Origin of the sequence: Sutterella wadsworthensis (assembly GCF_003315195.1) — a bacterium.
Classification (GTDB): domain Bacteria; phylum Pseudomonadota; class Gammaproteobacteria; order Burkholderiales; family Burkholderiaceae_F; genus Sutterella; species Sutterella wadsworthensis.
Window position 1 is genome coordinate 37,152 of record NZ_QNRV01000001.1, and the last position, 14,731, is coordinate 51,882.

At 55.7% G+C, this 14,731-nt stretch carries 14 protein-coding genes; 3 read left to right on the plus strand and 11 right to left on the minus strand.

Annotated features, from left to right (window positions below):
- The first annotated feature begins 150 nt into the window (after positions 1 to 150).
- Entirely contained in the window at positions 151 to 1,968 is a 1,818-nt protein-coding gene (locus DES29_RS00145) for an FAD-dependent oxidoreductase (RefSeq protein ID WP_005430163.1), read from the plus strand.
- Between the two features lie 103 nt (positions 1,969 to 2,071).
- Here DES29_RS00145 and DES29_RS00150 read toward each other — a convergent pair whose 3' ends face one another.
- The 3 genes from DES29_RS00150 to DES29_RS00160 all read right to left on the minus strand — a co-directional run bounded on the left by DES29_RS00150 (position 2,072) and on the right by DES29_RS00160 (position 5,014).
- On the minus strand, positions 2,072 to 3,247 hold the full coding sequence (locus DES29_RS00150) for a MalY/PatB family protein (RefSeq protein WP_113854254.1): 1,176 nt from the start codon (positions 3,245 to 3,247) through the stop codon (positions 2,072 to 2,074).
- 177 nt (positions 3,248 to 3,424) lie between these two features.
- Positions 3,425 to 4,006, minus strand: coding sequence for an NAD(P)H-dependent oxidoreductase (locus tag DES29_RS00155; RefSeq protein ID WP_021994786.1), 582 nt, complete (start codon positions 4,004 to 4,006; stop codon positions 3,425 to 3,427).
- Between the two features lie 78 nt (positions 4,007 to 4,084).
- The gene (locus DES29_RS00160; protein WP_016474136.1) at positions 4,085 to 5,014 is read right to left on the minus strand and encodes a DMT family transporter; all 930 of its coding nucleotides are present in this window, start codon (positions 5,012 to 5,014) and stop codon (positions 4,085 to 4,087) included.
- A 523-nt stretch (positions 5,015 to 5,537) separates the two neighbouring features.
- On the opposite strand from DES29_RS00160, the gene DES29_RS00165 reads away from it, so the two are divergent.
- Both DES29_RS00165 and DES29_RS00175 read left to right on the plus strand, forming a co-directional pair.
- Entirely contained in the window at positions 5,538 to 6,116 is a 579-nt protein-coding gene (locus DES29_RS00165) for a TMEM165/GDT1 family protein (protein WP_005430168.1), read from the plus strand.
- Positions 6,117 to 6,582: 466 nt separating this feature from the next.
- On the plus strand, positions 6,583 to 7,122 hold the full coding sequence (locus DES29_RS00175) for a hypothetical protein (RefSeq protein ID WP_021994740.1): 540 nt from the start codon (positions 6,583 to 6,585) through the stop codon (positions 7,120 to 7,122).
- Between the two features lie 74 nt (positions 7,123 to 7,196).
- Here DES29_RS00175 and DES29_RS00180 read toward each other — a convergent pair whose 3' ends face one another.
- The 8 genes from DES29_RS00180 to hisC form a co-directional block, all read right to left on the minus strand.
- Positions 7,197 to 7,928, minus strand: a complete 732-nt coding sequence (locus DES29_RS00180) for an acetolactate decarboxylase (RefSeq protein WP_113854256.1) — start codon at positions 7,926 to 7,928, stop codon at positions 7,197 to 7,199.
- Between the two features lie 163 nt (positions 7,929 to 8,091).
- Positions 8,092 to 9,408, minus strand: a complete 1,317-nt coding sequence (locus DES29_RS00185; protein WP_005430173.1) for a pyridoxal phosphate-dependent aminotransferase — start codon at positions 9,406 to 9,408, stop codon at positions 8,092 to 8,094.
- Positions 9,409 to 9,765: 357 nt separating this feature from the next.
- On the minus strand, positions 9,766 to 10,407 hold the full coding sequence (gene hisIE, locus DES29_RS00190) for a bifunctional phosphoribosyl-AMP cyclohydrolase/phosphoribosyl-ATP diphosphatase HisIE (protein ID WP_005430174.1): 642 nt from the start codon (positions 10,405 to 10,407) through the stop codon (positions 9,766 to 9,768).
- Complete coding sequence (gene hisF, locus DES29_RS00195; RefSeq protein WP_005430175.1) at positions 10,401 to 11,177, minus strand: imidazole glycerol phosphate synthase subunit HisF; 777 nt, start codon at positions 11,175 to 11,177, stop codon at positions 10,401 to 10,403. The genes hisIE and hisF overlap by 7 nt, the downstream gene beginning before the upstream one ends.
- Complete coding sequence (hisA, locus tag DES29_RS00200; RefSeq protein WP_021995973.1) at positions 11,159 to 11,896, minus strand: 1-(5-phosphoribosyl)-5-[(5-phosphoribosylamino)methylideneamino]imidazole-4-carboxamide isomerase; 738 nt, start codon at positions 11,894 to 11,896, stop codon at positions 11,159 to 11,161. Before hisA ends, hisF begins: the two co-directional genes overlap by 19 nt.
- Positions 11,893 to 12,501 carry an imidazole glycerol phosphate synthase subunit HisH gene (gene hisH, locus DES29_RS00205; RefSeq protein WP_021995974.1) on the minus strand — a complete coding sequence of 203 codons (609 nt, stop codon included), beginning with the start codon at positions 12,499 to 12,501 and terminating at the stop codon, positions 11,893 to 11,895. Before hisH ends, hisA begins: the two co-directional genes overlap by 4 nt.
- The gene (gene hisB / locus DES29_RS00210) at positions 12,498 to 13,592 is read right to left on the minus strand and encodes a bifunctional histidinol-phosphatase/imidazoleglycerol-phosphate dehydratase HisB (protein WP_021995975.1); all 1,095 of its coding nucleotides are present in this window, start codon (positions 13,590 to 13,592) and stop codon (positions 12,498 to 12,500) included. The genes hisH and hisB overlap by 4 nt, the downstream gene beginning before the upstream one ends.
- Positions 13,589 to 14,731, minus strand: a complete 1,143-nt coding sequence (gene hisC / locus DES29_RS00215) for a histidinol-phosphate transaminase (protein ID WP_021995976.1) — start codon at positions 14,729 to 14,731, stop codon at positions 13,589 to 13,591. Before hisC ends, hisB begins: the two co-directional genes overlap by 4 nt.

Sequence of the window (14,731 nt, forward strand, 5' to 3'; positions counted from 1 at the left end):
GCCGCAGCGGGTTATATCGCTGCGGCGCTTTTTCACTGCGTGATTGATATTGGGATTCGTTCGCATGTCCACTTTACTGATTTCAGGAGTATTCTGAAATCAAGCTCAAAGGTGATCATGAGTATCGCCGAGCTTTTAGGAGGATTCATTATGGTCAATATTTCACGCCGCAACGTATTGATTAGCACGGCTTTTGCCGGAATGACAGGATTGTCCGGCACCGCTTCCGCAGCGGCTGCTCCGTGCAGTGCTGCGATGCCGAAGAAATGGAATTACGAAGCCGACGTTGTAATCATCGGGGCGGGGGCTGTAGGACTTCCTGCTGCAATCGGCGCACGTGATGCAGGCCTTTCGGTGCTCGTTGTTGACGCTAATTACGATATCGGCGGTCATGCCATTACGTCTGGCGGCAATGTGCCGTTGGGCGGAGGCACTTCTTTCCAGAAAAAGTACGGTATTAAAGATTCGCCGGAATTGGTTTTTAAGGATTTGACAGACTGGTCGATCGTTGAGTCGGGCGGCATGCCGGACTATCGCTACAACGACCGTGCTGTGCAGCACGCGCTCGCTTTTAATATGGCCCCGGCGTTCGAATTCCTGCTTGCCAACGGCGTGCCTTTTGTGGATCAAGCGCCCGACAACAGCGGTGCACATGCCGTTGGGCTCAGCGCTCGGCGCGAGCACCATACGCTCTGGTTCAAAGGTCAGTCCGCGGAAAGCCCTGCCGGCGCCGGCGGAACACTCCTTATGCGCAGTCTTGAGGCTTCGGCAAGAAAGAAGGGAGTTCAGTTTCTGCTCAACTATCACATGGATGAACTCTACAGAGAGGCTGAGGGGGACCGCCGAGTGGTTGGACTGAAGGCGCATTATTCACCTAAAGTCAATCCGGAAACCGGAAAGCCGCTCTCGAGCTTTAAGAGTGAAGGGAATATTTCGGAAACCTCTGAAACTATCGTCGTTCACGCTAAGAAAGCGCTTGTCATCGCGACGGGCGGCAATGCCGGCAACGTCGAGTTCCGGCGTATTTTTGATCCGCGTCTGACGGCCGAATATGCCAATGCCGCGGAAGAATATTCGCCGCAGGATGCTTCGGGCGAATTGGCGGCAATGGCCATCGGCGCATCGCTTTGGGGAACTGCAAATCAGGCGATGGATCGCAACGGCTCACTCAGAAAACGCCCGCTGGTGGGTGTCCGCACCAACTATATTCGCTGGACCCCAAAGTCTCCGCTCTATCCGCTTATTAAGCACTCAGGGCTCAACATTCGTGACTGGCAGGATGCGATTATTGTCAACCAGGTCGGCAAGCGCTTTTACAACGAACTCGAGAGCGGCTATCCGAATGGTTCCCATGAAGGCTTCTTTAAGGACGGGAAACCGTATGTGCACGGCGATTGGCGCAACACCACGCGTAAACCATTCCGTCCGCGCAACTACATTGATGCTGCGCTAGCCCTCAATGAGGGTTCCGCTGAACCCGATTTCTCCGCGGGTCCGCAGTGGGCGATCTTCGACGCAAAAGCGCTTGAACGCGAAAACATTACGCTGACGCCGGGAATCTGTGATCCGGAACTTTTCTTTGAAGCGGATACGCTTGAAGCCTTGGCCGCCAAGATCAATACGTCGCCTTGGCAGAAGTGGAAGATGGACGGCAAGGTGCTTGCCGAAAGTGTTGCTCGCTACAACACCTTTGTGAAGGCAGGCAAAGACGAGGATTTCGATAAGCCCGCGCCGCAGTATGCAATTGAAACGGGGCCCTTCTATGCAGCTTGGGCTACTTTCGCCGTCCATGATTCTTACGCGGGTCTGCGCATCGATAAGGACTGCCGTGTGGTTGACCTCTCTGGGAAGCCCATTGCGGGTCTCTGGTGCGGCGGCGAATCCGCCGGCGGTTCTTCGCAGCACGGCCTCGGGCGCTGCATCACGCAGGGATACATCATCGGTCAGCGTGTGGCAGCCTTGAAATAAGCCTTAATCCACGTTGCGTTTGACTGTTCATTAAGGAGCAGTTGAATAAGCAATAAACGGGCAGCCGCAAGGCTGCCCGTTTTAATGGGCGGCGTGAGAAGAATCAGCCGAGCAGGGCGCAGCGGCGAGCTGCGGCGGCTTCAATACGCTGGAGTGCCGTTTCGAGCGTGCTTCTCGGACAGGCGGTATTCAGACGCATGTGCTGTTCACCGCCCGGACCGAAGCTTTCGCCGGGGTTGAGCGCGACTTTGGCTTCCTTGACGAAAAATTCACTGAGTTCAGTCTGGGTTTTAAAACCAAGTGCGCTGCAGTCAAGCCACATGAGATAGGTGGCATCAGGCAGGTAGGTCTTAATGGAAGGAATACGGGTGCGGAAGAATTCGACAGCAAATTCGAGATTCTTTTTCACATAGGCAGCGACTTGTTCACCGTAATCGTCGCATTCAGTCCAGGCGGCGGCAAAGGCGGTTTGACTGAAGATGGAACGATCGGGCTGGCTCGCAGTGAGTTCAGCCTTGAGCTTGGCATTGAGTTCCGGGTTCTTGGATCCCAAAGACGCAGCGCGCAGACCTGCAGTATTGAAGGTTTTGGAAGGACTTGAACCCCAGACGGAGATGCGTGCGGCAGTCTCCGACAGCCCCGGCAGGAAAGCGTGTTCGCCCTTAAAAACAAAACCGGAATGGACTTCGTCGGAGAGGATCACAACGTCATGGGCAGCACAGATTTCAACGAAACGGTTCAGTTCATCCGCTGAAAATACACGGCCGGTAGGGTTGTGCGGACTGCAGAGCAGGAAGAGGGAACAGTCAGGATCAGCGGCGCGACGCTTAAAGTCTTCAAAATCCACTTCATAACGGCCGTTGACGAATTTGAGCGGATTCATTGAGCACACGCGTCCGTTGGCTTTGGTGAGCTCTGTGAAGGGCGGGTAGATGGGGGTCTGCATGAGTACCTTGCCGCCCGGCTGAGTAAAGGCGCGGATGGCAATGGCAAGGCCAAAACTCATGGAGGGGCAATAGTGGATTTCGGATTCACTGAAGGTGAAGTTGTACTTGCGCTGGCACCAGGAAACAGCGGCACGTTCGAGAACACCAGAGTGGCCATTGGGATAGCCAAAAACCTTCGTGTCGACAATTTTCTGTACGGCAGCGACAACAGGTTCAGGTGACTGGAAGTCAGAGTCTGCCACCCAAAGCGGAAGAACATCTTTTGGATAAGCCGTCCATTTGACGCTGTCAATCTGGGTGCGGTCGATAATACAGTCGAAATTGTATTGCATATTATATTTTGCTGATGAAGGTTGAATGCACGGGCGTCAAAGCCGCAAAACATATTGGCAGAGGTTAGCGCAGCTATTCGCTGAGCGCCTTATGTAATTGCCTTATATGCAAAAAGAAACCCGCATGCGGGCTGGCGTCCATGCATGCGGGTCGGCGGGTGAAGCAAGCTGAATATTTCAGGCGTTTTGACCGAAATGCTCGGTGAGGTAGGCTTCCCAGCGCTTGAAATCAGCTTCAATGGTCGGGTGTTTAAAAACGTCATTCACCATGAAGCTCGGATAGGCTTTGAGGCCGAGGAACTGCATGGTTTTGTGGAAAGGCATGAAGAGCCCGTCAAGCCCCTTGCCTTCGAAGAACTGCTGGGGATCAGTGAAGGCTTCCAACGGTGCATTCCAGGTGGTGGAAAGCACATAACGTTTATTGGTAAGGAAGCCGCCCGAACCGTATTTCTTCTCCGGATCGCTGCGCGTACGGCCGTCTCCGCCGCAAAGTTCCGGTGAGACAAAGACATCGTCTTCATACTTGATGAGCTGCCAGGGCGTGGTCATCCACCAGCCCGGCGTTTGGAAGATCAAAACATCAGCTTCCAGAATCTTCTTGACTTCGTCGGCAACGACATAAGGTTCGTTGAGATCGGTGACAACAACGCAGTGGCCGTGATGCTTGAGCGTACGCTCGGCAAGCTCAACCATTGCGGCCGAAAGCGTGCCGCCCTGACCATTGATGCGGCAGCCGGCATTAACGATGAGAAAATTCATGATGAGGCTCCATCAGCGAAATTCATTCGATGTCGAAAAGTATAGGAGCTGGGCTCTTGTATGCAGCGTGCTCTTGTGTCACCTTTTGTTGCCGGGCAGTTGAGCGAGTACTACAGCTGCGGCCATCAGCACGCAGCCCAGACCTTCCCGCATAGAGAGGACTTCATTGAGGATGAGCCAGCCGGAAATGACTGAGAAAACACTTTCCAGACTCAGAATCAGGCTCGACGTGGTGTCGTTCATGCCGCGCTGGCCAACGATCTGCAGCGTATAGGCGATGCCGTTGCTCATGATGCCGGCCCAAAGCATGGCGGGAAGTGCAGTCTGCCAGCCGATCCAAGTGGGTGACTCCAGTGCCAGCATGGCGAAGAAAGCGAGGATCGAACCGCAGAAAAACTGCATCATTGAGAGTTCGACTGCGTCGACAAGCAAAACGTATCGTCCAATGACGAGAATGTGGAGCGAAAAGACCACCGCACAGGCAAGTACAAAGAGGTCTCCCGCTGCAATCGTGAAGCCTTCCGGCGGAATGCAGAGAAACCACAAGCCGACCAGTGAAAGCGCGACAGCAGCCCAAAGGAGCGGACTGCCGCGGCGCCCAAGGAAGAGACTGATGATAGGGACGAAGACGATATAAAGCGCTGTGATGAAGCCAGACTTGCCTACTTCCGTATCGTGCACAAAGCCAAACTGCTGCAGCGATTCCCCGCCGAAGAGACAGAGCCCGCAGAGAATCCCGCCCATTAACAGCGTACGGCGGTATTGCGGAGCCGAGCGCCTTGCGGCTTCAGCAGGCTTTTCTGCCGCCAAGCGTTTCCGCCGCAGCAGCACTATCGGGAGCAGAAAGAACGCCCCGAGGAGCATGCGGGTTGTAGTGAAGGTGAAGGGTCCGACGGAATCCATGCCAAGGGACTGAGCAACAAAGGTTGCCCCCCAAATCATGGCCGTAAGAAGCAGAATCGCCGACTGGCGAAGCTGGAAAAGCGTATCAGAACTCGATGACGACACGGAAGCGTCCTATAAATGGCAGTCCGACAGGGAAAATGCCATTGTTTCGTTGAAAGCTAAAAAAGTCTTTAAGTTTATTCCTAATGGACGCAGGCTCGACAGAAAAGACAAATTTATCGTACAGCTGTATGCCGCTGTTGATATTGTGAAACACAGTTTTAACACCGCATCGTGAAATAGGTCCAAGAGTGGCAAAACCACGTCTGCGACGCTAAAATGCGAACTCTCTCCCACAGGGGAGTAGCCAGGGAGTCCGGCAGTCGTCCGGTCTCCGCCCGTCGTCAACATACTTGAGGAGCTTTTCCCCGCTTCTCATGGCGGCGGGGTGCATGAACGACCGTTTGAGCCAGTTTTGACCGCTTCCTCCAAGAAATAATTGCGGCAAACGTCAAGCGGGCCGTTGAGCATCGGCAAGACCTGCGGCGCGACCTTCTGCATGAGTCTGTGTTGTGACGGCGTGCGGCAGGAAGGTACGCGCCGAGCAGGTTTTTCCGACCGCCGCGACGCCGTTCAGACCCCCCTCATGTTTGAAATTTTTCAGACCACGCTCCTTTCCACGGGCGTCGTTGCCGCTGCAGAGATCGGCGACAAGACGATGCTGCTTGCCGTTTTTCTGGCTGCGCGCTTCCGCAAACCCTGGACAATCATCCTTGGGATTTTTGTTGCCACCTTCCTAAACCATGTGATTGCCGGCGCTTTGGGTGCTACGCTCGCGAACTTTATCAGTGCAGACTTGCTGCGCTGGATTCTGATTGTTTCCTTCATTGCCATGGGCATCTGGATTCTTATTCCGGACAAGATCGATGAAGGCGGCAATGATGATCGCTTGCGGCGATTCGGTGTTTTCGGCACGACGGTGATACTCTTTTTCATCGCTGAAGTCGGCGACAAAACGCAGGTAGCCACCGTTGCGCTTGCTGCGCGTTATCCGGCAGAAGCTTTCTGGGTGGTCTGCGGCACGACGCTCGGCCTCATGATTGCCGATGCCCCGGCAGTTTTCATCGGCAACAAACTCGCCGAAAAGATTTCGATGAAGCTGATGCGCCAGATTGCGGCTGCAGTCTTTTTCATCCTTGCTGTTGTTGCATATTTGGAAGCCTAAGCAGTCCGATCACTGAAGTGACGGGGTTTTGACTCTGTCAGGCTGTCGCTTTGCCGCTCCGCCTTGGACTGCTCCAAGGCAGGGCGGCGGCCGTTGCTGCTATACGTCATTTTCTGATGCAGCCAGTCTGCGGTCAGATCCGGCTCCGAAAACGCCGGAGCCCGCACTCCTTAGTCCCATTTCGGACTTCTCGCGGCTCTTTTGTGATGCCGATAGCAGAGCGGCGGGCAGTGTTCCATCCAGCGCCCCTTTGTCCACGCTCGATTCGGTCGTTTTGGAATAGAGCTGCAAAGCGAAAGGTTTGGCTCCTCGATCCGCCTTGGAGAGCCAATATTTCTGCAAACATGATGGGACGATTGCCGCTACCATATCGCCCTATTCATCGAGCGCTCCTTTCTGAAGATTGAATAGGGGGCGGCGCATGCAAAGAACGTTCAAACGTCCATACAAAAGGGAGCATTCAGACATGGCCTTTAGAAAGATCATCAAGACCGGCGATCCCGATGACATCCGGACCGGCTTCGCCGGTGCTGTTTGGGACATTGTCAAAATGTCGTCGCTCATCGGCGCTTTTGTCGCTTTTTTCAGCGGTATGGTGCTCAAAGGCAAACTTCTCATGCTTGCTGCGGAGAGCTGGACTTCGATTTCGCTGGTGCTTTTGGTGCTTTTCCTTGCGCTCTTTTTGAGTCTGGGGGCAGTTCTGCTGCAGCTGCCCGGCTTGATTCATCGAAAGCGTGAGCATCAGGAGGCGCAGAGCCTTTCAGATACCCGCCTTGTTCTCTGGGTATTTTCAACTTTTGCCGTGTCGTGGTTCTCCACCTTTTTCTTTTCCGTGACCTCCGACATCACCGCCGAGGCGCTGCGCGGCTTTGGAATGGGTGAATATCTCTATGACTTTCCGGCCGCTCTCATTTTCTTTTATGTGGCAGGACCGGCCATTGTCGTCAATGTTGCGTTTGGCAGCTGGGTTCGAGGGAATATTCGCCGTCTGTTGCCGGAAGTTTGACGGTGTGTTGACACTGAACTGAAAATCTCTGCGCAAAGCCGCCGTATGCTTCATGGACACGGCGGCTTTCGCGTTTAACCTTCTGCGGCTTTAGTGATCTCGCGGAGGTCTTGGTCAAGCGGCAGTGCATCATAAATGCGCCCGGCTTCACCGGTGGGAAAAGTTAATTCCAGACCGTCGGCCGCCATCCATTGCGCTTCGATGCCGGCATCCGCAGTGATATTGAGGAGGTGTCCGCCGAAGCGTTTTCCCGAATCGTTGGGAGCGGTTAACACGTGCAGGTGCCAGCCGGGCATGTTGATGCTTTCGAGATAGCCGGGAAAGCGAAATCCAATGATCTCTGCCTGAATGTTTCGCTCGGCGGTGATTTTCTGTGAAAAGAGCATGTCCTTCATCGGCTTCCACGGTTTCGGTGCCGGCGCAAAACTGCGGAAGGTCACATCGGCGTGAAAAACTTGCAGCCGCACAGCAAGCACACGATTTTCTGCGCCTTTTGCAGCTTCGTCCAAAACCGTTCGAAGATTATCCAAACTGCCGACAGCGGGCAGTTTGACGGCAGAGGCGGTAGGCTGCCAGTCAATGACGCAGGCAAAGGGCGTTTTTTCGATGTCGGCTGCCGGCACGGCTTCGCCCGTATGCGTGCCGTTCCAGACGACGCCGTCGAGCATAATGAGCTCACCGCCGAGTCCTTCAAAAGTGCCGATGCCGAGTGTGCCGTGCCGCTTGAGCTCACCGATGGAGAGCGAGGGTTCAAAGTCGCCGAGAAGCAGTGCGGAAAGTGTCGAAAGCTGGTAGAGATTGGGCATGAAAGTGCTTCGATTCTGATGAAGGTAATGAAAGCATAGTTCTCTGCCAAGACCGCACGAGCGGCCAAGCGCAGTGCTTAAACAATTTCACCGCCCAAAAAAAACGGCTCCTGTAAAAATAGAGGAGCCGCTCGCAGCTGCAAATTGCAGCAGAAATCAAACCTTATGCCGGATCTTTGGCTTCCGCCAAGGCCGCTTGACGGGCGATTTCTTCTTTGCTTTTAGGCTGCACGCTGTCTTCCGGAAAGGTTTTCTTTCCAGGATGGCGCTTACGATAGTCAGCGAGGAACTTGGCAATGCGGTTGATGGCGTCGCGCAGCTCCCATTCGTAAGGCAGGAATACCATGCGGAAGTGATCGGGTTTCGGCCAGTTGAAGCCGGTCCCCTGAACTAACACAACATTCGTTGCTTCAAGGAGCTCTTTAAAGAATTCACGGTCATCTTCAATTGGATAAACATCTGGATCCAAACGCGGGAACATATAAAGCGACGCACACGGATGGACCACAGAAACGCCAGGGATGGCCGAGAGCATTTCGTAGGCAATGTCGCGCTGACGACGCAGCCGCCCGCCCTCACAAATAAGGTCGTTGATCGATTGGTAGCCGCCGAGCGCAGTCTGGATCGCGTATTGTCCCGGAACGTTGGCGCAGAGCTTCATATTGGCGAGCATGTTGAGACCTTCGATGAAGTCTTTTGCATTGCTCTTGTCGCCCGAAATGACCATCCAGCCGGCGCGGTAGCCGCAGGCACGGTAGGCTTTCGAGAGTGAATTAAAAGTGAGCGTCAGTACATCGTGCGACAGTGCCGCCATGGAGGTGTGCTTGATGCCGTCGTAGAGAATCTTGTCGTAGACCTCGTCGGCAAGAATCACAAGACCGTTTTCTCGTGCAACCTGAATGATGTCAAGGAGCACGGAATTGGGATAGAGAACGCCTGTGGGGTTGTTTGGGTTGATGACGACGATGCCTTTGGTGCGCGGACCCACTTTGGCACGGATGTCGTCGATATTGGGAATCCAGCCTTTTTCCTCATCGCAGAGGTAATGCACGGGTTTGGCGCCTGCGAGTGATGTCACGGCTGTCCAAAGCGGATAGTCGGGTGTCGGCACCAGCAGTTCGTCGCCCTCATCGAGCAGAGCGTTCGTGGCCATCGTGATTAAATCCGATGCGCCGTTGCCGAGATAGATGTCTTCGAGTGTGACGCCTTCGATCTGCTTGTCCTGCGTGTAGTGCATGACCGCCTTGCGGGCGGCGAACATCCCCTTGCTGTCCGAATACCCTGCCGAGTTGGGCAGGTTATAGATCATGTCGCGCATGACCTCTTCGGGCGGGTCAAAGCCGAACACGGCAAGATTGCCGATATTGAGTTTGATGAGACGGCGCCCTTCTGCTTCCATCTGCTTGGCCTTGTCCATGATCGGACCGCGGATGTCGTAAAGAACGTTGTCAAGCTTGGAGGATTTTTTAATTTGCTTCATTTTAGGCTGGGTCCTGAGTGGTTCAAGGTTCTGCAAGGACGCATCTGATAAAGATATCACTATCGGTTTGATTTCGACCGAAGAGAAACTACCTAACTCTGCCTGTGAAATTCCCCGTTCAGCGACAGTTTCGACGTTTTTTCTGTCTTCCAGTGGCGATGGCTTCAATGGGAAGCTTTTTTCGCGGGTAAGGATGAGGGAGGACAAAAAGTCCCGCATTATGAATATTCCGGATGAACAGCGCGCAAAAAGGCGCGGAAGCTCTTCGGCTTGAAGAGCATTGCCGCGCCGAGAAGCCGTCAATGCTGACGCTCAGTCTTTAACAAGAAGATGGGCGCAGATGGGCGGAGGTGAGTTTTAGCACTTGAGCAGGTGTTCGCGCTGACGATCCTTGTGACGGGCCTTCAAAACATCGATGACGTCGGCGAGTTCAAGATCCGCATCGGCGAGCAGAACGAGGAGGTGGTAAACCAGATCGGCCGCTTCATTCTTCAGCTCTTCCTTATCGTGCACTGTGGCGGCAAGTGCGGTTTCTACGCCTTCTTCGCCGACTTTCTGCGCAATGCGCTTGGTGCCCGCGGCATAAAGACGGGCCGTGTAGGATTCTTCCGGTGATGCGCCGCGGCGGCTTTCGAGGAGCACCTCGAGTTCACGCAGGAAGTTCCAGCGGTGCTCGATCGGCGAGAAGCAGCTCGTCGTGCCGCGGTGACAAGTCGGACCGTTCGGATTGGCGAGGATGAGCAGCGAATCCCGGTCGCAGTCTGTGCCGATGTCAACCAGATGGAGCCAATGTTCGGACGTTTCGCCTTTGGTCCAAAGACGGCGTTTCGTACGAGACCAGAAGGTGACTTTGCCGCTTTCGAGTGTCTTGTCAACGGCTTCACGGTTCATAAAGCCGAGCATGAGGACCTGCCCTGAGCAGGCATCCTGAACGATGGCGGGCATTAAATCACCTGCCTTGGCCCAGTTGAGGGCATTAATATCTTCTTTCTTCAGCATGTTCTCACCTCAATGTTGTGCTCGCGGAGATAGGTTTTCAACTCCCCGATATTGATTATTTTCTTATGAAAGACGGAGGCTGCCAAGGCACCATCGGCATGGGCGGTCTCGAACGCGTCAAGAAAGTGCTCCATTGTTCCGGCGCCGCCGCTTGCAATAAGCGGGACTTTGCAGACAGCACGCACTGCGCTCAGCTGCGTGAGGTCGTAGCCTTGACGTACGCCGTCCTGATTCATCATGTTGAGGACGATTTCCCCCGCGCCCCGGCGCTGGACTTCTTCAACCCAGTCGAGTGTGCGCCACTGAGTTACACGCGTTTTCTTTTCATCTCCAGTGTATTGATTGACCCAGTATTCTCCGCTCTTTTCGTCATGCCAGGAGTCGATGCCGACCACGACGCACTGCACGCCGAAACGCTCGGCAAGACGTGAAATGAGGGTTGGATCCGCGAGCGCAGGAGAGTTGACGGAGATCTTGTCTGCACCGAAAGCGAGAAGCCGCCCGGCGTCCTCGATAGAGCGGATGCCGCCCGCTACGCAGAAAGGAATATCAATGGCTTCGGCGACGCGTGAAATCCAGCTCTTGTCGACTACGCGGCCGTCCGACGATGCGGTGATGTCGTAAAAGACCAGTTCGTCGGCGCCTTCTTCGGCATATCGGCGGGCGAGCGGGACGATTTCGCCCATCACCTCATGCCCGCGGAACTTAACGCCCTTGACGACAACGCCGTCCTTCACGTCAAGACAAGGAATTATTCGTTTGGCCAGCATTCAATAGCCTCTTCGAGGGTGAATTTACCTTCCAGAAGTGCCCGGCCGACGATGACGCCGGCAGCGCCCGTATGCGATACCGCGCGGATATCGTCGAGACTTCCAATGCCGCCGGAGGCCTGAAAGTCGATGTTCGGGAACGTTTGAGCAAGTTTGGCGTAGAGCGCCGTGTTGGGGCCGGCCAATGTACCGTCCTTGGAAATATCAGTAGTCAGTACGTACCGGAGGCCGGCGGGTTCGAAGGCTCGGATCAGGTCGTCCATTAACACCCCGGAATTTTCCTGCCAGCCGCTCACGGCAACCTCGGCGTTTCCGGCCTGGTTGATGCGTACGTCAAGTGCGAGAACGAGCTTGTCGGCGCCGAAAGTTTTCATCCAGCCGGCCACTTCATCCGTGCGCTTCACGGCGGCAGAGCCCACTACGACGCGGGCTGCGCCGGCATTAAGGAGCGAGCGCACATCGTCAGCTGAGCGAATGCCGCCGCCCGTTTGCACAGGGATAGAGAGACTTCCGAGCAGTTCGCGCAGAAGGGGAATTTGTCTCGCTTTCGGATCCTTGGCGCCGGTAAGGTCAACGATGTGGAGCAGCTGAGCGCCGCTCGCCTGATAACGCTGAAGACGGGCAAGCGGGTCCTCGCCGTAGTCGCGGCGGAGGCCGTAGTCCCCCTGATGAAGACGCACGACGCAGCCGTCGATTAGATCAATGGCGGGAATAATCATGCGGCGGCTCCAAGAAAATTAGCGAGAAGATGAGCGCCCGCTTTGCCCGAGCGCTCTGGGTGAAACTGCACGCCCATGAAGTTTTCGCTGGCAGCGGCGGCGGCAAACGGCTCTCCGTATGTGCAGGAAGCAATGGCGGCAGGGCCGTCAGGCATTGCAAAGCTGTGGACAAAATAGAACCATTCTCCAGGTTCGATGTTCTTAAAAAGCAGTTTGGCCTGCGGGGATTCGAACTTGGGAAAGACTCGGTTCCACCCCATGTGCGGAAGCGGCAGTCCGGACGCATTGAGTTGGCGGACATCCGCATCAATGAGGCCAAGCAGATCCACTCCGCCCGTTTCTTCACTGCGGCGGCCAAGGAGCTGCTCTCCAAGACAGATACCCAAAAGCGGCTGATGGGCCTCGCGGATCAGCTCGGGAAGTCCGCGTTCCGTCAATGCCGTCATAGCCGCTTTGGCGGTGCCGACGCCCGGGAGGAAAATGCGGTCGGCCGAACGGATATCGGCAGCTTCACGTGTAATCAGAGGCTCCACTCCGAGACGTTTCACCGCAAAGGCGAGTGAAGCAAGATTGGCGCAGCCGGTGTCGAGAATGACAGCTTTCACAGTACCCCCTTGGAAGACGGGAGCTCGGTCCCCTCAACACGAACTGCATCACGAAGCGTTCTGCCGAAGGCCTTGAAGAGGCTTTCGGCAACATGATGGTCATTGCCGCCCTTGGCCTTGAGATTCAAAGTAATGCCCATGGTCTGAGAGAGCGAACGGAAGAAGTGTTCGATCATTTCAGTCGACAGGTCTCCGACATGGCGGTGCTTGAACTTGGCTTTGAACGTGAGGTACGGACGACCGGAAATGTCGAGTGCACAACGTGCAAGCGCTTCATCCATCGGAAGCAGGAAGCCGAAGCGGCGGATGCCGCGCTTGTCGCCCAAGGCCAGCCGCAGCGCTTCACCGAGCGCGAGTCCGACGTCTTCGACCGTGTGGTGATCGTCGATCTGAAGGTCTCCCTTGGCATGAAGATGCAGACGAATACCGCCGTGCACGGCGATCTGGTCGAGCATGTGGTCGAAAAAGCCGATGCCCGTGGAAATGTCGTTTTCACCAGAACGGTCCAGCCAGACTTCCACCGAAATCTGCGTCTCTTTGGTGACGCGTTCAACAGCGCTGTGCCGATCGCGGATTGGCTGGGCGGGAGCAGCAGGAAGGGATTCGAGCAGACGCTTTTCAATGGCAGCCCAGGATTGGCCGTCGGGCCCCACGCGCAGACCGGTGAGTCCCATATTTTTAGCGAGTGTCAGGTCCGTTTCGCGGTCGCCGATCACGTAGGAATTGTGCTTGTCGAGCACCCCGCGCCTGAGATACTGCTTGACGAGACCGGTATTCGGTTTCCTGCAGGAGCAGCCCTCGCCGGGCATGTGTGGGCAGATGAGCACTTCGTCAAAATGCGCCCCCTGACTCTCAAGGATCTGCATCATCAGCTCATGCGGACCCTTGAAGGTTTCAGTGGGAAATGACGCCGTGCCCAACCCATCCTGATTGGAAACCATCACGAGTTTCCAGCCTGCTTCGCGAAGCGCTTTGAGTGCGGGCAAAACGCCCTCGACAAAACGCATCTTTTCAAAGCTGTCTACCTGAAAATCATGAGGCTCCTCAAGAATCGTGCCGTCGCGGTCAACAAAGAGGATGCGTTCGCTCATTTGGCTTCTCCCAGTGAAGCGCAGGCGCCGAGTACTTCACGAAGCGCGGCGAGGAGCTCATCGTTCTCATCTTGCGTACCCACAGTGATGCGGATGCAGTTGGCGAGCGTCGGCTGGCGGTTTTGGTCGCGCAGAATGATCCCTCGATCCCACATGGCCTTGAAGACTTGAGGGCCGTCGGAGAATTCCGCCAAAAGGAAATTTGAGGCACTCGGAAAAACCGCTTCGACGCCGGGGAGATCTTCGAGCGCAACCTCGAGTTCGCAGCGGCGCATGACTGCTGCCGCGGCACGCTGGCGCATGGCGCTCACCGCAGCGGGGGTGAGCGCTTGAGCGGCCAGATCAGCGACCGGTGACGGAATGGGGTAGGGAGCGATGACCTTCTTGAGCATTCCGATCACGCCCGGAGAGGACAAGAGGAAGCCGCACCGCAGTCCCGCAAGTGCAAACGCTTTCGAGAGCGTACGGATGATGACCACGTGCGGGAATTCTTTAAGGAGATCCACAGCCGTGTCGGCGGGCGAAAACTCAATATAAGCTTCGTCAATGACGAGCAGCGCCCGTCCGGCAGCAACCTGCGCGAGCTTGCGAAGAACTCCCATGGGGATGAGTGTTCCCGTGGGATTGCCTGGAGAGCAGGCAAAAACGAGCTTCACCTCAGGACGGGTGTCGAGCGTATGCGAGGCCTCAGCGGCATCAGGTACCCAGCCGCGATCCGGGGCGGTGATCAGATTGATCACTTTCGCGCCGTTGGTTTCGGCCGATACCGCGTACATGCCGTAAGTGGGCGGGAACTGCAGTACAGCGTCTTCGCCCGGACGGCAGAAGGTACGAACCAAAAGCTCGATGCCTTCGTCGCCGCCGCGGGTGACAAGAATCTGTTCGGGCGAGACGCCGGCGTAAGACGCATAAGCCTCTACGACGGCTTCAGGCTGAGGCTCCGGATAGCGGTTGAAGCGTTCGTTCTGAAGCGCCATCGGCACAGATTCGGCCGACTCGTTGGCATTGAGCCAAATGTCTCCGCGCCCGCCCGCCGCGGCGACAATGCGTCTGGCAGACTGGTAAGGCGTGAGTTTTTGCACTTCGGGGCGCGCAAGACGCTCCGGGGCTTCAGCAATTTCTGCGCAATAGTCAGCCAA